Source organism: Stenotrophomonas sp. Steno-Z4 (assembly GCF_056393145.1).
In genome coordinates this window covers 823,331-843,545 of sequence record NZ_JBWJPC010000001.1, presented here as the reverse complement: position 1 = coordinate 843,545, position 20,215 = coordinate 823,331, and the positions used below count along the sequence as shown (strand labels likewise).

Below are 20,215 nucleotides of genomic sequence, written 5' to 3'. Positions count from 1 at the left end.
CTGCGCGGAAACCAATTGTTGACAAAGCCGGGTGGCCCATCGAATAAATGTGACAACGTTGTTCCCAGCCACTCTTCCGACGCCGCCCGCGTGCCGTCGATGCAGGAGCCCTCCAGATGTCTGCCGTGCCTGCTGCTACCGCGCGTTCGAGCGTGGCCACTTCGATCCTCATCATCGGGGTGCTGTTCTTCCTGATCGGCTTCTTCACCTGGCTCAATGGCCCGCTGATCACCTTCGTCAAACTGGCCTTTGAACTGGACGAGGTCGGCGCCTTCCTGGTGCTGATGGTGTTCTACCTTTCGTACTTCTTCCTGGCGCTGCCGGCCTCGTGGATCCTCAAGCGCACCGGCATGAAGAAGGGCCTGAGCCTGAGCCTGCTGGTGATGGCCGCCGGTGCGGTGGTGTTCGCGCACTTCGCGCAGCAGCGCTGGTATCCCGGTGCGCTCAGCGGCCTGTTCATCATCGGCAGCGGCCTGGCCCTGCTGCAGACGGCGGTGAACCCGTACATCAGCATCCTGGGCCCGATCGAAACCGCCGCGCGCCGCATCGCGCTGATGGGCATCTGCAACAAGATCGCCGGCATGATCGCCCCGTTCCTGATCGGCACCCTGGTGCTGCACGGCATCGGCGACCTCTCCGAGCAGGTGGCCAGCGCCGACCCGGTGACCCGCAACGCGCTGCTGGATACCTTCGCGGCCAAGATCCAGATGCCGTACATGGCCATGGCCGGCCTGCTGGTGGTGCTGGCGGTGGGCGTGCTGTTCTCGCCGCTGCCGGAAATCAAGACCGCCGAAGCCAACGCCACCCCGGCGCGCGCGCCCGGCCTGGCCGAACGCAGCAGCATCTTCCAGTTCCCGCACCTGTGGCTGGGCGTGCTGTGCCTGTTCGTGTACGTGGGCGTGGAAGTGATGGCCGGTGATGCCATCGGCACCTACGGGCACGGGTTCGGCCTGCCGCTGGACCAGACCAAGCTGTTCACCTCCATCACCCTGTTCGCCATGCTGGTGGGCTACCTGGCCGGCCTGGCGCTGATTCCGCACCTGGTCTCGCAGCAGCGTTACCTGAGCATCTCGGCCAGCCTGGGCGTGCTGTTCTGCATCGGTGCGCTGTTCACCCATGGCTATGTGTCGGTCGGCTTCGTGGCCGCGCTGGGCTTTGCCAACGCCATGATGTGGCCGGCGATCTTCCCGCTGGCGATCCGGGGGCTGGGCCGCTTCACCGAAACCGGCTCGGCGCTGCTGGTGATGGCCATCGCCGGTGGCGCGATCATCCCGCAGGCGTTCGCCGTGCTGAAGCAGCATTTCGACTTCCAGTGGGTGTTCGCGGGCCTGATGGTCCCGTGCTACCTGTACATCCTGTTCTACTCCCTGCGCGGCCACCGGGTCGGGCTGCCCCGCGACGGGCAGTGATCGGCGATCATGGACGCCCAACCGGTGAGCCAGGAAAAGAGCATGCGTAGAGCGACCATCAAGGATGTCGCCGAACGGGCCAAGGTGTCGTTGAAGACCGTTTCGCGGGTCATCAACAACGAACCGTCGGTCATGCAGGCCACGCGCGCGCGCGTGCTGCGCGCCATCGCCGAACTCGATTACGAGCCCGATCCCGCCGCACGCAACCTGCGCACCGGCACCACGCTGGTGATCGGGCTGGTCTATGACAACCCCAACCCGTACCACATCATCGGTGTGCAGAACGGCGTGCTGGCCGCGTGCCGCGAGACCGGCTTCGGGCTGCAGATCCACCCGTGCGATTCCAGTTCGCCGATGCTGGCCGAAGAGCTCGCCGACTGGGTGCAGCGTTCGCGCTTGGCCGGGCTGGTGCTGACCGCGCCGATGTCCGAACGCCGCGACCTGGTCGCCGCGCTGACCGCGCGCGGCATCAAGCTGGTCCGCATCATCGCCGCCACCGCCGATCCGCAGGATGGCGCGTGCGTGTTCGTGGACGACCGCGAGGCCGCCTACGAAATCACCGAACACCTCATCCAGCTCGGCCACCAGCGCATTGGCTTCCTCTGGGGTGGCTCCTCGCACCGTTCCAGCGGCGAACGCCACGCCGGTTACGAAGCCGCGCTGCGCGACTACGGCATGACCGTGGACAAGCACCTGGTGGTGCAGGGCGACTACACCTTCGACGACGGTTTCCGTGGCGCGCGCCGGCTGCTGGCGCTGCGCGAGCCGCCCACCGCGATCTTCGGTTCCAACGATGAAATCGCCGCCGGCGTGCTCGCCGCAGCCAAGTCGGCCGGCATGAACGTGCCCTACGACCTGTCCATTGCCGGCTTCGAGGACAGCCCGTTCTCGCGCCAGTCGTGGCCGCCGCTGACCACCGCAAAGCAGGCCACCGAAGACATCGCGCGGCATGCCGCGCGCCTGCTGATCGCGCAGCTGCGCAGCGATGCGTATGACGATGCGCCGCTGCAGCTGCAGAACCAGGGCTTTGTACCGCAGCTGGTCGTGCGCGGTTCGACCGCGCCGATGCGGCCGGTCGGCACGCGGCCCCCCACCCCTGAAACCACCTGAGTCCCGCATGTCCCTGCCAGCCCCGCACGACACCCTGATGTTCCGCGAAGCCGCCGAAGCGGCCGACGTGATCGCCGCGCAGTTCGCGCGCAACGAAGCGACGGTGCAGACGCTGGCCGCGACCCTGCGCGCGGCGCCGCCGCCGTTCGTGGTGACCTGCGCGCGCGGCAGTTCCGACCACGCCGCCACGTACGCCAAGTACCTGCTGGAAACCAAGCTGGGCCTGGTGACGGCCTCGGCCTCGCCGTCGGTGGGCTCGGTGTACGAATCCCCGCTGCAGCTGCGCGGCGCGCTGTACATCGTCATTTCGCAGTCGGGCAAGAGCCCGGACCTGCTGCGCAACGCCGAGGCCGCGCGCGCGGCCGGTGCGCGCGTGGTGGCACTGGTCAACGTGGAAGATTCGCCGCTGGCGCAGCTGGCCGAAACCGTGATTCCACTGGGCGCGGGCGCCGAACGCAGCGTGGCAGCCACCAAGAGCTACCTCGCCTCGCTGTCGGCGATCCTGCAGCTGGTGGCGTACTGGAGCCAGGATGCCGGGCTGATCGCCTCGCTGCGCACGTTGCCCGACGCACTGCGCCAGGCCTGGAACAGCGACTGGTCCGCCCTGACCGACGGCCTGGTGCCGGCGCACAACCTGTTCGTGGTCGGCCGTGGCCTGGGCCTGGGCGCGGCCCAGGAAGCGGCGCTGAAATTCAAGGAAACCTGCGGCCTGCACGCCGAAGCGTACAGCTCGGCCGAGGTCAAGCACGGGCCGATGGCACTGGTGGGCCCGGGCTTCCCGGTGCTGGCCTTCGCCCAGCCTGATGAAACCGGCGCAGGCACCCGCGCGGTCGCCGCCGAGTTCGCCGCGCGCGACGCGCAGGTCTGGCTGGCTGCTCCGGATGGCGACCTGCCGCTGCCGCAGGCACCGCACCCGGCCTGCGCGCCGCTGCTGACCGTGCAGGCGTTCTACAAGGCCATCAACGCACTGGCGCTGCGTCGCGGGCACAACCCGGACCTGCCGCCGCACCTGAACAAGGTTACGGAGACCGTCTGATGAAGACCGTCCTGCGCAATGCCCGCATCCTTACCGCTGACGGCTTCCGGGATGATCTCGCGCTCGTGATCGAAGCCGGGCGCATCACCGCGCTGGTGTCCGACGCCGCCCCGCAGCTGGGCAGTGCGGCCGAACAGGTGGATCTGGGCGGTGGTTGGCTGCTGCCTGGGTTCATCGATGCGCAGGTCAACGGTGGCGGTGGCGTGCTGTTCAACAACACGCCCGACGTGGAGAGCCTGCGCACGCTGGCCGCCGCACATCGTCGTTTCGGCACCACCGCGCTGCTGCCGACGCTGATCAGCGACGACGTGCAGGTGATGCGCACGGCGATTGACGCGACCCGCCAGGCGATTGCCGATGGCGTGCCCGGGGTGATCGGCATCCACCTGGAAGGCCCGTACATCGCGCCGGCCCGAAAGGGCACCCATGATGCGAACAAGTTCCGCGTGCCCGATGCCGATGAGATCGCGATGGCGGCCTCGCTCGACAACGGCGTGACCCTGCTCACCCTGGCCCCGGAACGGGTGCCGCTGGACAGCATCCGCGCGCTGGTCGAACGCGGGGTGATCGTCGCCGCCGGGCACACCGCTGCAACATATGAGGAAGCACGCGCGGGGCTGGAGGCGGGCATCCGCGGCTTCACCCACCTGTACAACGCGATGTCGCCACTGACCGGGCGCGAGCCCGGCGCGGTCGGTGCGGCGCTGGAAGATCGCGGCAGCTGGGTGGGCATCATCGCCGACGGCGTGCACGTACACCCGGCCAGCCTGCGCGTGGCGCTGGCAACCAAGCCCCAGGGCAAGGTCATGCTGGTCACCGATGCGATGCCGCCGGTGGGTGCCGACAGCCCCAGCTACGAACTCTATGGCGAAGTGATCACCGCTGTGGACGGCGTTGTGCGCAATGCCGCCGGTTCGCTGGCCGGTTCGGCGCTGGACATGGCCACCGCCGTGCGCAATGCAGTGAACCTGCTGGGCCTGTCGCTGGAGGAGGCCGCGCGGATGGCCTCGCGCTACCCGGCGCAGTTCCTCAACGTGGATGATCGCCTCGGCGAGATCGCCGAGGGCTACCAGGCCGACCTGGTGCTCCTCGACGACGCGCTGCAGGTGCGCGCGACCTGGATCGCCGGCGAGCGCGAGGACGCATGAGCACGCCTTCCTCTTCGCGCATGGGCTCGATCGATGCCCTGCGCGGGCTGACCGTGGCTGCGATGCTGCTGGTCAACAACCCCGGCGACTGGAGCCATGTGTTCGCACCGCTGCTGCATGCGGACTGGCACGGCTTTACCCCCACGGATCTGATTTTTCCGCTGTTCCTGTTCATTGCCGGGGTGTCGCTGGCCTACAGCCTCGCACCGCGCGCGGCGGATTCCACGTTGCGGCCGGCGCTGGCCCGCACGCTGCTGCAGCGTGCGCTGCGCATCCTGCTCGCCGGTGCGCTGCTGCACGTGCTGGCATGGTGGCTGTTCGAGCTGCCGGCGTACCGGCTGTGGGGCGTGCTGCAGCGCATCGCCGTGTGCGTGGCGGTGGTCGGCCTGCTGGCGGTCCACACCCGCGCGCGCACGCAGTGGGCCGTGCTGGCCGGCCTGCTGCTGGGTTACGCCGCATTGCTGCTGGGCGCGGATACGCTGGCCCCGTGGTTGAACCCGGTCAGCCGGGTGGACACCGCACTGTTTGCTCCGTTCCTCTATAAATACGACGCCGTGACCCGGCTGGGCCACGACCCTGAAGGCCTGCTCAGCACGGCCGGCGCTCTCGCCACCACGCTGCTGGGCCTGATCGCCGGCCGCTGGCTGCGAGCCGGCAACGTGGGGGCGCTGGGCGGCCTGGGACTGGTGCTGCTCGGCGGCGGACTGCTGCTGGCGCCGGTGCTGCCCTTCAACAAGAACCTGTGGACGCCGAGCTACGTGCTGTGGACCGGCGGCCTGTCGATCGTCGCGCTGCTGCTGGCCCACCTGCTGGTCGACCGCTGGCACTGGCCGGCACTGGGCCGCCGATTCGGGGTCAACGCGATCGCGGCCTACCTGGGTTCGTCTGTGATGGCGCTGGTGCTGATCGCCAGCGGCGCATGGGCCGCGTACTACGCGGCGCTGGCCCGCGCGCTGCCGGGCATGCCCGCGTTGGCGTCGCTGCTTTGCGCCGTGGGGTTCGTGCTGTTCTGGTGGGTCGTCGCGTGGGCGCTGGACCGCCGCGGGGTGTACCTGAAAATATGAATGCGCGGACCGTTTCCGTGAATATCCAGAAACCGCCCAAATTTTACCTCCGCCTCACATCCGGACAGTAAAAGTACCTTCGCCGGCCTGCGTAAGGTTACGGGGGACGCATCGGCAAACCGTAATTCCCTTCATTGGAAAAGGAACGGTCAATGCGTCCCATGAATGCGACTCCGCCACGTTCCCGTCTGGCGGCAGGCATCGCGCGCAGCCTGCGCGTGGCCTGCGGCGGCCTCCTCCTCGCTACCACGACCGCGCCGGCCTGGGCCGGGTGCGACAGCACCTCACCTACGACCGGACAGACCGTTACCTGCACGGCAGCGGCACCGAGTCCGCAGACCACGCCCATTGCCAGCGTGCCGGGCTCCAGCAATGTCACCGTCAACGTGCAGGCCGGCGCCCAGCTCGGCATCGCCAGTGGTGCTGCGATCGCGCTGGACGGCGGCAGCGGTCACCGCATCGACAACAGTGGCAGCATCACCAGCGCCAGTGGCGTGGGCATCCTCACCAACGCGGCGACCACGGTGGTGAACCGCGGCGTCATCAGCGGCAGCACCGCCGGCATCATCTTTGGCGCCGGCGCCGACCGCCTGGACATGCTTGGCGGCAGCATCAGCAGCAGCGTCCTGCAGGGCGCGGGCAACGATGCCATCACCCTCAGTGGCGGCACCGTCGGCAGCATCGACCAGGGCGCCGACGCGGACAGTCTGGAGGTCTCGGGCGGCACCGTGTCCGGCACCGTGCAGCAGGGCTCGGGCATCGATACGTTCCTGATGACCGGCGGCAGCATCGGCGCGCTGCTGCAGGGCGATGGCCTTGACCGCTTCCGCATGACCGACGGGCGCATCGTCGGCGCGTTCGATGATGGCGATTACGGCGAAATGACCGGCGGCCGCATCGGCCGGGTCAACATGAAGCTGGAAGACAACACCTTCCTGATGTCCGGTGGCACCATCGACGGCAACCTGGTTACCGGCTTCGGCAACGACACCATCGTGCTCTCCGATGGGTACATCGGCGGCAACATCAGCGTCAGCGGCGGCAACGATTCGGTCACCATCACCGGCGGCACCGTGCGCGGCGAGATCCGCCTCAGCTTCGGCGACGACCGCTTCGACTGGCGTGGTGGCGGGGTGGTGCACGGCCTGGTCGATTTCGGGGAAGGCAACGACACTGCCACGCTGGCCGACCTCAACGTCTCCTACCTTGGCGCGCTGCCGGGCTTCGACGGCGGCCTGGGCACTGACACGCTCAACATGGACAACGTCAAGACCGATGGCGTGGCCCGCTTCACCGGCTGGGAATCGATGGCGCTGGCCAATGACAGCCAGCTGACCTTCGACGGCGACCTGCGCCTGGGCGATACCGGAAGCGGTACCGGCGCGCTCGACGTGGACGCGACCAGCACGCTGTTCGGCGGGGGCGTCAACGCCAGCATTGTCGCCTTCAACGCAGCACTGCCGGTCAACGTCACCAATGCCGGCCGCATCGACCTGACCAACGGTGGTGGCGGCGCCGGCGATGCGTTCACCATCGCCGGCAACTACACCGGTAATGGCGGTGCGCTGTACCTGGACACCGTGCTGGGTGCCGACGACGCCGCATCGGACCGGCTGGTGATCTCCAATGGCGTGGCCAGCGGGACCACGGGGGTGGGCATCCTCAACGCGGGCGGTGCCGGTGCCGAAACCGTGGCCGACGGCATCCTCGTGGTGCAGGCGATCAACGGTGCCAGCACCAGCCCGGGCGCGTTCGCGCTGTATGCACCGGTTGCCGCCGGCGCGTACGAGTATTTCCTGTTCAAGGGTGGCGTCAGCGCAGGGAGCAGCGAGAACTGGTATCTGCGTTCGACCGTAGTCAACGGTGTGGTCGCCGCGCCGGCCCCACCGCCCATCGGTCTGGGCTCGGTGACACCTGAGCCACCGCCGCCGGAGGCGTTGGGGACGCCGCCGCCTGCGCTGCCGCCGCCCCCCTCACCGGACGTTCCCGAAAACCCCGACCCGGTGGCGGCCGAGCCCGCGCCGCCGCCGGAGCCGGCCCCGCCACCGCCGGCCGCGCCGCCGCAGGACGACGTGCCGCCGCCGGTGCCGACCGAAGTGGCCGCCGTTCCCGGGCCATTGGCAGAGCCGCCCACGCCTGACGCACGCCCGTCGGAAGAGGCCATCGTGCCGTTGTACCGGCTGGAAACCGGCCTCTACTCGGTGGTGCCGCCCCTGCTGCGCGAGACCAGCCTGGCCAGCCTGGGTACCTTCCACGAGCGCCAGGGTGAGCAGCGCATCCTCGCCGGCCAGGGCGGCGTGCGGGCCGCATGGGCGCGCCTGGTCGGGCAGAGCCACGAGCAGTACTGGGAGGGCGATGCCCAGCCCGGATTCGATGGCGACATCCAGGGGGTACAGGCAGGTCTGGACCTCTATGCGAACGCAGGCGATGCGCACCGCGACCAGTTCGGCGTGTTCGTCGGCCGTACCCGCGCGCAGGGCAACGTCAACGGCTTTGCGATCGGCTGGGAAAATGTCGCGGTGGGGCGCACCCGCCTGGACGACAAGCACGTGGGCCTGTACTGGACACGTGCCGGCAGCGCCGGCGGCTACCTCGACGTGGTGGTGATGCAGAGCCGCTACGACGGCGAGGCGACCTCCGCACGCGGCATCGGCATCGACGTGGACGGCGATGGCACCACCGCGTCGGTGGAAGTGGGCAAGCCGCTGCTGCGCTTCGGCCAGTCGGCCTGGTGGCTGGAGCCGCAACTGCAGGTGATCTGGCAGCGCACCTCGGTGGACGATGCCGCCGACCGCATCGCGCAGCTTCGCTTCAACGCCGACAACGCCTGGACCGGGCGCGCCGGCGTACGCCTGGCCGCGGACTACGAGATCGCCGGCAACGGCTGGCAACCGTACTTCAAGCTCAACTACTGGCAGACGCTCGATGGGGAAGACCGCATCGACTTCGATACCAACCGCATCATCAACCAGCAGGATTCACGTGCGCTGGAGGTCGGCTTCGGCGTGGTGGCGCGCTTCAACGCCAACGTCAGCGCGTTCGCGGTCGCCGACTACACCCGCGACCTGGAAAGCAGCCGGCAGAAAGAACGCAAGGTGGTCGAGGGGAACATCGGGCTGCGTTTGGACTTCTAGCCGGTAGGGTCGCATCCGGATCGACCGCCGTGGAATCCCCAGCGCCCGGTTACGGCATGACCTTTGGTGAAGCCGGATTTTTTGCTTCACCGCCGGTCATGCGTTACCGGGCGTGGAATCGCTGAGGACGGTTGTTCGGGAACCAACCCTACCTCGACCTGCGTCCGGTGCGCCGGCGCGTTCACCGGGCTGCAGCAATCGCCCTGATGCGGGCCTGCGCGAGTGCTTCACCCACCGCCGGGCCCTTCAGGTGGGCAAGGTCAAGATCGCGGGCCTGTACTGACAACGCTGCCTGGTGCAGCCGCTTGAGTGTTTCACCCTGCGGGTACGGCCGATCTTCGAAGCCGAGGCGGCCACGCGCATCCGCCTCGCAGCACACCGCGATCCTGGCGATCCGTTCCGGCCGCCGGAACCCATCGCAACGGCCCAGCAGCTCCAGCACCGTGCCATCGCGCAATTCGTCGATGCGGTGCACGTTGAGATGGTCGCGGCACACCGCCTCGGCCAGCTGACGGTGATCCAGCGGCACCTTCAAGCGATCACACAGCGCACGCAGCGGTTCCAGCCCGCGCTGCTCATGCATCACATGGCGCGGCCATTCCGCCTGCGGAGTCAGCGCCTTGCCCAGGTCGTGGGTAAGCGCGGCGAATCCCACCAGGTCATCGCCCGGCGCCAGCTGCGCGGCGATATCGCTGACCATTTCCTGGTGCACGCCCGTGTCCACCTCCGGGTGGTACTCGGCACGCTGCGGCACCCCGTACAGCGCGTCCAGTTCGGGCAACACCGCCTCCAGCGCACCGGCATCGTGCAGCGTGCGCAGGAAGGCCGACGGTTGCGCCGAACCGAGCACGCGGCGCAGTTCCTGCCAGACCCGTTCGGGCACCAGCGCATCCAGCTCGCCGCTGTCGGCGATCTGCCGCATCAGCTGCATCGTTTCCGGCGCCACCGTAAAGCCCAGCGGTGCAAAGCGCGCCATGAAACGCGCCGCGCGCAGCACCCGCAGCGGATCTTCCACGAAGGCGGGGCCCACATGCCGCAGCACGCGCCGTTCAATGTCGCGCACGCCGCCGTACGGGTCCACCAGTTCGCCGCTGGCCTCATCGCAGGCAATGGCGTTGATGGTGAAATCCCGCCGCAGCAGGTCTTCTTCCAGCGTCACCGAGGGATCGGCATCGACGACGAAGCCCCGGTAGCCGCGGCCGGACTTGCGCTCGGTCCGCGCCAGCGCGTATTCCTCGCCCGTATCCGGGTGCAGGAACACCGGGAAATCCTTGCCCACGGCCTTGTAGCCCAGCGCTTCCATTTCCGGCTGGGTAGCGCCCACGACGACCCAGTCGCGGTCGCCAGGCGGGCGGTCGAGCAGGCGGTCGCGAACCGCGCCGCCAACGAGATAGATCTTCATGGGGGAATCATGCCACGACCGGCCTGGCACCGATCCCCCGCAGAACCTCGGCGCTACCGCGGATCAATCCCCGCCCTTGTCTGCGTCGGTTGGGCAGGCGAACGCCTTCCGCTTCGCCTGCAGCCGCCCGTTCATGCGGTCGGTGACCGGCAGCGCGTCGCCGTTCAGACGCCAGTCGTAGATCACGCTGAAGGCCAGGATCCGCGCCACGTATTCGCGGGTTTCCTTGTAACTGATGGTCTCGATCCAGATATCCGGATCGAAGCCCGGCCGCTGCGACTGCCAGCGCGCGGTCGGGGTCGGTCCGGCGTTGTAGGCGGCGATGGTCACATAGGGCAGGCCTTCGTACTTGTTCATCAGCTGGCGCAGGTAGGCAGTGCCGATGGCGATGTTGGTGTCGGCGTCATACAGGCTGGCCGCACCGCCATAGTTGGTCAGGCCGATGGTCTTGGCCACGCTCGCACCGGTGGCCGGCAGCACCTGCATCAGCCCCATCGCATTGGCCGGCGAGCGGGCCTTCGGGTTGAAGATGCTCTCGGCGCGGATCTCGGCGGCCACCCAGGCCGGGTCGATCGCATTGCGCGCCGACTCACGGCGGATCGCATCATCGTGGTGCAGCGGGAAGCGCAGGCTGTACAGGCGCTGCTCTTCCGGGGTCTTGCCCAGCGAGAACACCGCGCGGTCGAACCAGCCGTTGTCGCGCGCCACTTCCACCGCAATGCGGCGCTGGGTGGTGTCGAAGCGGGTGAGGGCATCGTTCCACTCGGCCACGGCCCAGCCCGAACGCTCGATCTTGAACAGCTCCATCGCGCGCACGATCGCCGGGTCACGTGCCACCGTGGCCTGCGCCTGCGCACTGTCCTTGGGCTCCACCGGGCACAGCGTGTAGGTGCTCTGGCCCAGCTGGTCGGCGGCCAGGAAGCCATGGAAGGTGGCCGCGCGCGCCGCTTCGCGGTACAGCGGCAACGCCTCGTTGCGCTTGCCGGTCTTGTCCAGCATGCGCGCCTCGAAATAGCGCCAGCGCGAGTCGCTGCGCTGCTTCGGCTCCATCTTGCGGATCGCCACCAGCGTGGCCGGCCAGTCGCCGCGCGACATCGCCTCGCGCGCCCGCCACTCGTGCAGGCGCTCGTCATAGGCCGAATCCGGCACGGCATTGAGCCGGCGTGCGGAATCGGGCCCATAGGACGCCACCGTCCACAGCGCGATCTGGTACTTCACATCCGCCTGCTGGGCGGCGCTCAGCTGCAGCGCGTTGGCGTACTGCGGCAGCTGCTGCTCGGTCGCGTCCGGGTCGGCCTTGGCCAGCTTGGCAAGCCCATCGGTGGCGATGCGCCGGCTGCGTTCGTTGCGCGGCCAGTTCAGCGCGCTGGCATTGGGCTTGTCCACGAACGCGGCATAGGTGTTGGCCAGCGCCAGGTCGGCGGCCGGCAGCCCGCGGGCGGCACTGCGCATTACCGCCGGCTCCTGCGCGTCGGCTGCGGCATCGATGCGCTCCCAGCGCAGCTCCGCGCTCATTCCGCCCTTGGCATCCAGCACCGCAAACACGGGATCGCAGGCATCGGGCAGGGATTTGCCCGTGCTGCGCCAGATCGCCTGCGCTTCACTGACCCACTGCGCATCGGCCTTGCCGGTGGCCTGGCGCGCATTGAGTTGGGCGCAGCGCAGGCCGACATTCTCGGTGGGTGCCCAGTTCGCCAGCAGGGTGGGCCAGTCCTGGCGCCGGGCCACCGCCGGCAACCACACGCTGCGGAAGCTGCTGGCCACGGCCTGGCCGTTGTAGCGCTTGAGGAAGTCCTGGGCCTGGGCAGTGGTGACCGTATCGATGTTGCGGCGCAGGTTGGCGTACTCCAGCCAGCCATACAGCGGGTGCTTTGCCAGCCCCGCCGCCTGGCCGGGATCGAACTGGCCGCGTTCGGCATTCTCGATGGCCGCCTTCATCTGCGCGCGCTGGGCGTCCAGGCTCTGGGCGCCGGCATCGGCGCCCACGCCCGTGCAGGCGAGCAGGGTGGCGGAACTGAGGATCAGGAGGGGGAGTCGGTTCATGCCGAAAGGATAGCGGGCAGGGGTGAAAGCCGGTGACGGCAAGCCAACTCAATGATGAACAGCACCCGTCGCCCCCCTGAACAGGCGCTACACACGGGCGTAATGTCAAAGGCGCCAGCCCCAACGGCTGCAGGAGACTCAAACGAAACGGTAGCGCCGGCCGTTGGCCGGCCCGCAGGAAAAACCAACAACAAGGACCCACACCATGGCATTCAGTGCAGCAGGCAACTCCGGACCACTGGCCGACATCAACGTCACCCCGTTGGTGGATGTAATGCTGGTGCTGTTGATCATCTTCATCGTGACCGCCCCGATGGTGTCCATGCCCATCCCGGTCAACCTGCCGCAACCCACCACCGTGGTACCGCCCACCGCACCGCCACCGCCGATTGAATTGCGGGTGGACGCCAGCAACCAGGTCAGCTGGAACGGCCAGATGGTTGCGGTCAGCTCGCTGCAGCAGCGCATGCAGGACGCCGCACAGGCCAACACCGGTAACGTTCCCGAACTGCGCATCGCCACCGACCCGAACGCCGAGTACGACGTGATGGCCAAGGTATTGGCGGCCGCCAACAACGCGCACATGGAAAAGATCGCGTTCGTTAACCCGTAGCAGAATGAGCGGCCCGCCGAACGGTGGGCCGCTTCCGCGTCACCAACAACTGCCCCGGTAGGTACCGACCGATGGTCGGTACTCTCTCTGACTGCACCGAAAGCGACACCGCCTCCATCACCAGCCACTGTCGCTGCGCCTATCGTCTTGTAGGAAATCCCCGCGTAAGCCTGTAAGACAACCCGAAAATCGCGGCAAAAGAAGCGCCAGTCACACCATTGAGTGAGAGTGGTCACACTTTCCCGCCTTGCCTACAACGCATCCATCGCGCATAAACCTCCCTGTCACTCACCGCCCGCGCAGTCGGTCTAAGCGGTGACGCCCGAATGATGTTTCCAGTCAAACGCGCAGTCTGCCTCCAGGAAGGAGTACAGGGATATCCAGCTCAACCCCGCACCGCACGCGCCAACGCGTGCTCGTCAGGGTAGCGGAGCGCACGGAGGTCCCCATTGGGATGTCCAGAAGAAAAACGGTGGCTATATAAACGTGTATCCAGAAGGTAGGACGCGATGAGCAATGATGGCTTGGTTGAATTGAAGGCGGATGCCGTCACTTACTACTCCGCGCGCGATGAGTATGCATTTTTTGACTGGCTTGGGAAGATGGTATGCGTTAAAAATCACTATGGAAAAGGTACGGAGCTCTACATTGTTGTAGATCGGGCGGCCGTATCACAGGGCGAACTCTTGGATCTGATTGCATTCTTCTACAGGTACAATATGTCAATGGCACAGTTGCGCGAGTTTGACGTGCCTGAGTTCTCTGGCTGGTTTCGCCGAAAGGACGCATACTGGAATAGTCGGGTTTTCGGCGGAGTCGATGCACCCTGAGGAGGTGTAAAGGCGGTTTTCGCCTTGGTTGCCCGTCGTTCGGCGGGCTTGTTTCGAACGTCGTTGTCTTCAAGTTCGCCGTTGATGAAGCGAAGGTCGAAAATGATGATCGTGGTGGTTATCCTTGCGTTGCTGTTGGTCAAATTCTGGCTGCGACGGCAGTTATCAATTGATAGCCCTCTAGCCGCTGGCCACCTGACGGCGCCTGCAGATGCTGACCCGATGAGAATTCGCGAACGCGTCTTACCGTGACCGCTGCTGCAAGTTCGGCGGCATGAGCGTGCCCGACGCCAAGCGGCCCAAGGACCTGGAGGCGGAGAACACACGCCTGGAGAAGCTACTGGCAGAACAGTTCTTCGAGAACGACGTCATCAAGGATGCGTTGCGAAAAAAGTGGTGACCGCACCGGCGCGCAGGCTGCTGTTGCGCAGCATGGTCGAGAAGGGGTTGAGCGAGCGGCGAGCGCTGACGGTGGTGCGGATGAGCGCTGCCGCTGCGCTATGAACCTCGAGCCGACCACAACGTTGAGCTGCGCGAGCAGATCGCCGCGCTGGCGCATCGGCACAGACGCTATGGGGTGGGCATGATCCATTTGAAACTGCGACAGAAAGGGCCGGTCGAACATGGAGACTGATCGCTACGTTATACCTAGAGGAAGCAAGGTGATTCCCGGTGAGCTTCTACAGTTTGAGCCGGCGCGATGAGGCGGACGGTTCACCTCATGCTGGTAACCCTATTGACGCTTTCCGGGTGTGGGCGGACGACGCAGGCCCAAGTCATATATGACGCGCTTCGGACGGAAAATACCGCTCTGCTGGATGAGAAGTTGGCGCAGGGAGTAGACGTAAACGGTGCTGTGCTCGACGGTTGGACGCCACTCCCATTCAGTGTGGCAAATGGAAAGATGGCGTCAGCGGAATGGCTGATAGGCAATGGCGCCGATGTAGACTCGATGGACGGTGGGGGGAACAGTGCTCTCTTTTGGGCAGTGAAATTGAAGAATGAAAGGGCAGTCAGGCTCTTGACCCAGAACGGGGCCGACCCGTGCCTCGCGGGTCCACGGGGCGAGACGGCTGTTTCCATGGCGATGGCGTATGGCAAAACTAAGCTCGCAGAGGAGTTAGGGCGCTGTCGGATGTAGTGCCTGCCGAATGTGCGGTGCTTCAGCGGCGATAGTCGCATGAGCGAGGTCAAACATGCCGACACGCTATTGGAGGCCTGCGCGTACAACCAGCGAGGAGAGCGAATACTGCGTTCCGCAAACTCAGGCGATGGCTGGATTCTGGCTGAGTAGCCAGTCACCAATTGATGGTTGCTTGGATCAGGGTGGAGGCTGGAACTACAGCATCTCGCAGTGCCAGGGCAGCTGAGCCCTCCAGCTGATGCTTGCGTGAGGGCGAAGCAGATGCTGATTCAATGAGGGCTGGCGCACGACTTGGCGTGCCTGCTTCTGGCGGCATGTTTCGAAGGCGTTCGAATTGTTTTCAGTGGAGATCGCTTGAATATTGGCCTTCAATAGAGTCTATGTCCTGGAGGGTGCGCGGGTGAAGGTTTTCTATGTCGATCAATTATGAGGTTCTGCTTCGTTTGCTGCCACGGCCATCCAGCTCCCATGTCGTCTTCGACGATGGTCGTGTAGTGATTCAAGGGCGAGATGGCGATGATCGCGTGATCTTGGAGATAGCGTTTTCGTCGGTAAACTTCATCTGTGTTTCTGATGAAGGTGCTCGGCTGAGGCTTTTTGCTGATATGGGAGAGGTGCGTGGTGCCTTGGTTCGGTGTCATGAGGGAACAATGATGAATTACTACATTGAGGAATCACTGGGTACGGCCTCCGGCCCTGGGTTGCTGCACTACATTCTCATGATAGGTGAGGAGGTGATTGACGTGATCTCTCCTGGTGAGCCGGAAGTGCTTCTGAGTTGTTAGTCGAGTTGGCGCACAGGGGGTTTTAGCTTTGGTTTTTGTCAACATATCGCTTCGTGCATAGGTACGACGAATGGCAGGAAGTTTGCGTAGCAGAGTTCGGTCGGTTATCACTCTTGCATCGGTCGTTACGCTGTTGACTGCATGCGATGATGGAACTAGGGGAGAGCTTGATTCCAAGAAAATATATGGAGACATGAGTGGCCTGTACTATGGCGCGATGTGCGAATCTGGAAGTCAGGAGCTGAGCAATCTTCGATCCAGGGCGGTACGGATTGCAGTCGATGGGGATGGCTGCGCAGTTCTCTACTTGGACGGTGTTGATCCTGAAGGAGCGCTGCTGGTATATCCCGGGGGGGACGGCGTCAGGCTTGAGTGCAGTGGACTCGAAGCCAAGCTGAAGAAAAGTGATGCTCACACCCGTGTCCTAAGTCGGGTTCGAGAGAAGTGCGGTGCGAAGTGAGTGGAGATAGCTTCGGATCCATGTCCTGTATGGAAATCAGGCTTACTGCGGCCAGATTCGGACCGAATATTTCATATGGTTGGGGCGGTGCCTCGAGAGGATCAGCCAGTACGACGACTTCATACGCAGGCTGGTGGAGACCGGTGGCGAAGTTGAGTTCTATGTAAGTGCGTTCTTGAGCGGATTGTGTGGGTTTCAGTTCCATAGCGCATTGCTCGGTCGGATCGCTGCGGCCGGGATAGGCCTATCGGTTGAGCTGTATCCGAAGGACGATTGGGGAAGCAACGCATAGGGGGCACTGCGATGAAGTCGCTTGGCTGCTTGCTCGTTCTTGTTGTGCTGGGGTTCCTACTTCTGCCCGCGCCCGCACTGGCGGCGGTTTCCGTTGGGGTGCGCGTTGCCGACCACGAGCGAACCCTGCCTCAGCTCAGCGCGGTGACAGTGGCGCAGGACACTGCGCTGCAGACCCGTCTTGGCGCGCAGCTGGCCCGCCACCTGGCCGGGGCCACCACCGGTTACCAACGGCTCGACGAGCTGTCGATGAACCTGCACGAGCGCAGGCTGAAGCTGTACGACAGGTTGGGCATGGGGCCGCTGCGGGTCGACCTTGTCTGGCCTGACCGCTCCCGCACGGTCTACTCCATGGACGGCAACAGCAACCGCCGGGCCGGCTATGTCACGGGTCAAAGCCGCGACCCCTACGGCAATCAGCTGCCGGACCAGAGTGCTGCCCAGCGCGCGGGTGCGGTGTCGCTGGTCGGGTCGTACCAGTTCCAGAATGTCCGCAACCGCCAGGCGTGGGTGCGGGCCGCGCGGGCGCAGGGCATCCCCGTGCAGGTCGACACCCCTTCAGCCACCCGCCTGCAGTGCCGATGGTCGGGCACCGCTTTGAGCTGCCATACGGAATAGGGCGCTTCCGTCCGGAATTCGGCTGCTGCGCAGCCGCTCGTCGGCTCAGATCGGCCGCTCGGTGCCGCATCCGTAACGTCTGCGTGAAATCCACACTTTCATCACGCCTTCATCTTTACAGGTTGTTTACAAAGGAGACGCTGCCGCGCTTCAAGGGGGAGGCGAGGCGGCCCCAGCAAGCCATTCCTTTGGAGAGAGAGCGAATGAACAACCTGCATTACCGCCCCTTGGCGGCTGCCGTAGCGCTGTGCCTGCTGTCCGTCCCCACCCTTGCCACCGCGCAGGATGCTACCCGCACCACCACCGAACTGGACCGGGTGGAAGTCACCGGTACCCGCATCAAGCGCGCCGAGGTCGAAGGCCAGGTGCCGATCCAGACCCTTACCCGCAGCGAGATCGAACGCACCGGGCTGAATTCCATCGGCGAGGTGCTGCAGCAGCTGACCGGTTCCGGTTCGGCGCTGAATGCGAAGTTCAACTCGTCGGGCAACTTCGGTTTCCCGCCTGATGGCAGCGGCGTGGGCGCCGGTTCGGCCCAGGTTGACCTTCGCCACCTGGGCGCCAAGCGCGTGCTGGTGCTGGTCGATGGCATCCGTTGGGTCAACGAATCCTCCGCGTCCGGCGTGGGCGCGGCCACCGACCTCAACACCATTCCGCTGGCGATCGTCGAGCGCATCGAAGTGCTCGAAGACGGCGCCTCGTCGCTGTACGGTTCGGACGCGATTGCCGGCGTGGTCAACATCATCACCCGCCGCGAGTTCGATGGCGGCCAGGTCACCGTGAACTATGGTGAGTACAGCAAGGGCGATGGCACCCAGAAGGGCGTGGACCTGGCCTGGGGCACCAGTGGCGACCGCTACAGCCTGTTCCTGGGCGCCAGCTGGACCAAGCAGGACGCGGTGTATGCCAACACCCGCGAACAGTCGCGCTACCCGGTTCCCGGCACCGGCCTGTCGTTCGGCAGCTCGGCCACCCCGACCGGTCGCTTCATGTTCACCGACCCGAACACCGGCATCGCCTACAACATCACGCCCAATACCGGCGCCACCAGCCCCACCTTCAACGGCGTGGGCGGTTGCGACCGCACCGACGATTACCACTGCTTCACCACGGCGGACCGCTTCAACTTCGCCGAGTACAACCTGCTGCTGACCCCGTCCGAGCGCAAGGGCATCTTCGGCCAGTTCCGCTTCGACATCACCGACAACGTGCAGTGGTACATCAAGGCGCTGGCCAACCGGCGCGAATCGACCAACCAGGCCGGCCCCGAGCCGCTGTTCTTCGGCCCTGATGGCGCGACCGGCAACCCGTTGGCCGACAACATCGTCATTTCCGCGCTCAACCCGTACAACCCGTTCGGCTTCGACCTGGATTCGTCCAGCAACCTGAGCATGATCGGCCGCCGCCCGGTGGAAGGCGGGCCGCGCATCTTCGAGCAGGAAGTGAACACCACCTACTTCGCCACCGGGCTGGTGGGGCTGTTCCAGGCCGTCGATCGCAGCTGGTCGTGGGACGTCAACGGCATGTACAGCAAGAACAAGGCCGAACAGACCAACTACGGCAGCTACAACATCTACAACGCCAACATCGCGCTGGGTGATCCGGCGATCTGCGCGGCTACACCGGGCTGCGTGCCGCTGAACATCTTCGGCGGCCCAGGCACCATCACCCGGCCGATGCTGGACTGGATCCAGCCGGTGGTGCACGACCGCAGCCAGAACGAACTCACCCTGTTCACTGCCAACCTGAGCAGCGACCTGCTCACGCTGCCGGCAGGCCCGCTCTCGTTCGCCACAGGGTACGAGTACCGCAAGTACGAAGGCGAATACCAGCCCGATCCGATCACGGTGCGCGGCCACTACAACGGCGTGCCGTCGCTGCCGACCTCCGGTTCGTACGACGTCAACGAGGTGTACCTCGAACTGGCGGTGCCGATCTTCGCCAAGAGCGCGCTGGGTGAAAAACTGGACCTGAGTCTGGCGGGACGCTATTCGGATTACTCCACCTTCGGTGGCGAGTTCACGCCCAAGTACGGCCTGCGTTGGCAGGTGACCGACGACTTCGTGCTGCGCACCAGCTATGCCGAAGGCTTCCGCGCCCCCTCCATCGGTGAGCTGTACGGGTCAGCCGCGCGCGCGGATCTGCAGCTGTTCGATCCGTGCTCGGTGGGCCTGGGCGGCACGCCGCCGCGCGGCAGTGCGGCCAACTGCGCGGCGCTGGGCGTGCCGACTGGCTTCCAGCAGGCGAATTCGCAGATCTCGGTCACCACCGGCGGCAACGACCAGCTGGATCCGGAAACCTCGCGCAGCTTCAGTGCCGGTTTCGTGTGGAGCCCATGGTTCGGCAACAACGCCTCGTGGTCGGAGCGCTTCGACGTGGAAGTGACCTTCTACCGCCACAACATCGAAGGTGCTATCCAGGCGATCAACGCGCAGACCCAGCTCGACCTGTGCGTGGACACGCTGGACGCGCTGTACTGCGATGGCATCACCCGTGCATCGACCGGCGCGGTGAGCGGCTTCAACAACCGCCTGACCAACCTGGGCTCGATCAAGACCGACGGCTGGGACGTGGACCTGTTCTGGACGCTGCCGCAGACCGATGTCGGCCAGTTCAAGATCGGCTGGCAGAACACCTTCGTCGGCCGTTACGAGGCAGTGGGTGCGGCAGGCCAGCGCCAGCCGCAGGAACCGGGCGTGGAAGTCACCGACAGCTCGATTCCGGAATGGACCAGCAACGCGTCGCTGAGCTGGAACATGGGCGCCTGGAATGCGTCGTGGACCGTGCGCCACATTTCCAAGCTCACCGAGCAGTGCGGTGATGCCGCCGCGTTCCCGGTGTGCAGCGACCAGGCGGCCGGCACCAACGAACTGGCGGCAACCACCTACAATGACTTCCAGGTGGGCTACAAGTTCGACTGGATGAAGGGCCTGCAGCTCAGCGCTGGCTTGAACAACGCGTTCGACAAGGATCCGCCGATCTGCCTGTCGTGCTCGTTGAACGGGTATGACGCGTCTACCTATGACATCCCGAAGGGACGTTACTGGTACCTGCGTGCGGACCTGCGGTTCTGATTGAAACGCAGAAAGCCGGGCGTGGCCCGGCTTTCTGCTTGTTACCGAGCACCC

The 20,215-nt window shown here is 65.6% G+C and carries 15 protein-coding genes and 1 pseudogene; 14 read left to right on the top strand and 2 right to left on the bottom strand.

Annotation, left to right across the window (positions count from 1 at the left end; genetic code table 11):
• Positions 1–116: 116 nt before the first annotated feature.
• The 6 genes from AC06E7_RS03730 to AC06E7_RS03705 all read left to right on the top strand — a co-directional run bounded on the left by AC06E7_RS03730 (position 117) and on the right by AC06E7_RS03705 (position 8,901).
• Positions 117–1,409, top strand: a complete 1,293-nt coding sequence (locus tag AC06E7_RS03730; protein WP_068854025.1) for a sugar MFS transporter — start codon at positions 117–119, stop codon at positions 1,407–1,409.
• Between the two features lie 42 nt (positions 1,410–1,451).
• Entirely contained in the window at positions 1,452–2,519 is a 1,068-nt protein-coding gene (locus AC06E7_RS03725; protein WP_068854805.1) for a LacI family DNA-binding transcriptional regulator, read from the top strand.
• Between the two features lie 7 nt (positions 2,520–2,526).
• A complete protein-coding gene (locus AC06E7_RS03720) occupies positions 2,527–3,555 on the top strand; it encodes an SIS domain-containing protein (RefSeq protein ID WP_068854024.1) in 1,029 nt (342 codons plus the stop codon).
• Positions 3,555–4,703: an N-acetylglucosamine-6-phosphate deacetylase gene (gene nagA, locus AC06E7_RS03715; protein WP_093533536.1), complete on the top strand. Its 1,149-nt coding sequence runs from the start codon at positions 3,555–3,557 to the stop codon at positions 4,701–4,703. Before AC06E7_RS03720 ends, nagA begins: the two co-directional genes overlap by 1 nt.
• On the top strand, positions 4,700–5,767 hold the full coding sequence (locus tag AC06E7_RS03710) for an acyltransferase family protein (RefSeq protein WP_478063052.1): 1,068 nt from the start codon (positions 4,700–4,702) through the stop codon (positions 5,765–5,767). The genes nagA and AC06E7_RS03710 overlap by 4 nt, the downstream gene beginning before the upstream one ends.
• 152 nt (positions 5,768–5,919) lie before the next feature.
• Positions 5,920–8,901: an autotransporter family protein gene (locus AC06E7_RS03705; protein ID WP_478063050.1), complete on the top strand. Its 2,982-nt coding sequence runs from the start codon at positions 5,920–5,922 to the stop codon at positions 8,899–8,901.
• Between the two features lie 181 nt (positions 8,902–9,082).
• On the opposite strand, the gene AC06E7_RS03700 is transcribed toward AC06E7_RS03705, so the two are convergent.
• A complete protein-coding gene (locus tag AC06E7_RS03700) occupies positions 9,083–10,303 on the bottom strand; it encodes a multifunctional CCA addition/repair protein (RefSeq protein WP_478063049.1) in 1,221 nt (406 codons plus the stop codon).
• Positions 10,304–10,366: 63 nt separating this feature from the next.
• Positions 10,367–12,346, bottom strand: a complete 1,980-nt coding sequence (locus tag AC06E7_RS03695) for a transglycosylase SLT domain-containing protein (protein WP_478063047.1) — start codon at positions 12,344–12,346, stop codon at positions 10,367–10,369.
• A 205-nt stretch (positions 12,347–12,551) separates the two neighbouring features.
• Here AC06E7_RS03695 and AC06E7_RS03690 point away from each other — a divergent pair, with 205 nt between their 5' ends.
• The 8 genes and pseudogenes from AC06E7_RS03690 to AC06E7_RS03655 all read left to right on the top strand — a co-directional run bounded on the left by AC06E7_RS03690 (position 12,552) and on the right by AC06E7_RS03655 (position 20,161).
• Entirely contained in the window at positions 12,552–12,959 is a 408-nt protein-coding gene (locus AC06E7_RS03690) for an ExbD/TolR family protein (RefSeq protein ID WP_068854013.1), read from the top strand.
• A 378-nt stretch (positions 12,960–13,337) separates the two neighbouring features.
• On the top strand, positions 13,338–13,472 hold the full coding sequence (locus tag AC06E7_RS03685) for a polymorphic toxin type 37 domain-containing protein (protein WP_478063620.1): 135 nt from the start codon (positions 13,338–13,340) through the stop codon (positions 13,470–13,472).
• Complete coding sequence (locus AC06E7_RS03680) at positions 13,469–13,789, top strand: hypothetical protein (protein WP_478063045.1); 321 nt, start codon at positions 13,469–13,471, stop codon at positions 13,787–13,789. Before AC06E7_RS03685 ends, AC06E7_RS03680 begins: the two co-directional genes overlap by 4 nt.
• Before the next feature lie 229 nt (positions 13,790–14,018).
• A pseudogene (locus AC06E7_RS03675) lies at positions 14,019–14,408 on the top strand (IS3 family transposase); the annotation flags it as partial.
• Between the two features lie 81 nt (positions 14,409–14,489).
• On the top strand, positions 14,490–14,930 hold the full coding sequence (locus tag AC06E7_RS03670) for an ankyrin repeat domain-containing protein (RefSeq protein WP_478063043.1): 441 nt from the start codon (positions 14,490–14,492) through the stop codon (positions 14,928–14,930).
• A gap of 416 nt (positions 14,931–15,346) precedes the next feature.
• Positions 15,347–15,718 (top strand): hypothetical protein, encoded by a 372-nt coding sequence (locus tag AC06E7_RS03665; RefSeq protein WP_478063042.1) that lies wholly within the window; start codon positions 15,347–15,349, stop codon positions 15,716–15,718.
• Positions 15,719–16,481: 763 nt separating this feature from the next.
• The gene (locus AC06E7_RS03660) at positions 16,482–17,087 is read left to right on the top strand and encodes a hypothetical protein (RefSeq protein WP_478063040.1); all 606 of its coding nucleotides are present in this window, start codon (positions 16,482–16,484) and stop codon (positions 17,085–17,087) included.
• A gap of 203 nt (positions 17,088–17,290) precedes the next feature.
• Positions 17,291–20,161, top strand: a complete 2,871-nt coding sequence (locus AC06E7_RS03655; protein WP_426804300.1) for a TonB-dependent receptor — start codon at positions 17,291–17,293, stop codon at positions 20,159–20,161.
• Positions 20,162–20,215: the final 54 nt, after the last annotated feature.

What these genes read in the sequence shown, in the direction of transcription:
- AC06E7_RS03730 (WP_068854025.1), top strand. Translation starts at nt 117, where the DNA reads ATGTCTGCCGTGCCTGCTGCTACCGCGCGTTCGAGCGTGGCCACTTCG.
- AC06E7_RS03705 (WP_478063050.1), top strand. Translation starts at nt 5,920, where the DNA reads ATGCGTCCCATGAATGCGACTCCGCCACGTTCCCGTCTGGCGGCAGGC.
- AC06E7_RS03655 (WP_426804300.1), top strand. Translation starts at nt 17,291, where the DNA reads ATGAACAACCTGCATTACCGCCCCTTGGCGGCTGCCGTAGCGCTGTGC.
- AC06E7_RS03680 (WP_478063045.1), top strand. Translation starts at nt 13,469, where the DNA reads ATGAGCAATGATGGCTTGGTTGAATTGAAGGCGGATGCCGTCACTTAC.
- AC06E7_RS03720 (WP_068854024.1), top strand. Translation starts at nt 2,527, where the DNA reads ATGTCCCTGCCAGCCCCGCACGACACCCTGATGTTCCGCGAAGCCGCC.
- AC06E7_RS03725 (WP_068854805.1), top strand. Translation starts at nt 1,452, where the DNA reads ATGCGTAGAGCGACCATCAAGGATGTCGCCGAACGGGCCAAGGTGTCG.
- AC06E7_RS03670 (WP_478063043.1), top strand. Translation starts at nt 14,490, where the DNA reads ATGAGGCGGACGGTTCACCTCATGCTGGTAACCCTATTGACGCTTTCC.
- AC06E7_RS03690 (WP_068854013.1), top strand. Translation starts at nt 12,552, where the DNA reads ATGGCATTCAGTGCAGCAGGCAACTCCGGACCACTGGCCGACATCAAC.
- AC06E7_RS03695 (WP_478063047.1), bottom strand. Translation starts at nt 12,346, where the DNA reads ATGAACCGACTCCCCCTCCTGATCCTCAGTTCCGCCACCCTGCTCGCC.
- AC06E7_RS03700 (WP_478063049.1), bottom strand. Translation starts at nt 10,303, where the DNA reads ATGAAGATCTATCTCGTTGGCGGCGCGGTTCGCGACCGCCTGCTCGAC.
- nagA (WP_093533536.1), top strand. Translation starts at nt 3,555, where the DNA reads ATGAAGACCGTCCTGCGCAATGCCCGCATCCTTACCGCTGACGGCTTC.
- AC06E7_RS03660 (WP_478063040.1), top strand. Translation starts at nt 16,482, where the DNA reads ATGAAGTCGCTTGGCTGCTTGCTCGTTCTTGTTGTGCTGGGGTTCCTA.
- AC06E7_RS03710 (WP_478063052.1), top strand. Translation starts at nt 4,700, where the DNA reads ATGAGCACGCCTTCCTCTTCGCGCATGGGCTCGATCGATGCCCTGCGC.
- AC06E7_RS03665 (WP_478063042.1), top strand. Translation starts at nt 15,347, where the DNA reads ATGTCGATCAATTATGAGGTTCTGCTTCGTTTGCTGCCACGGCCATCC.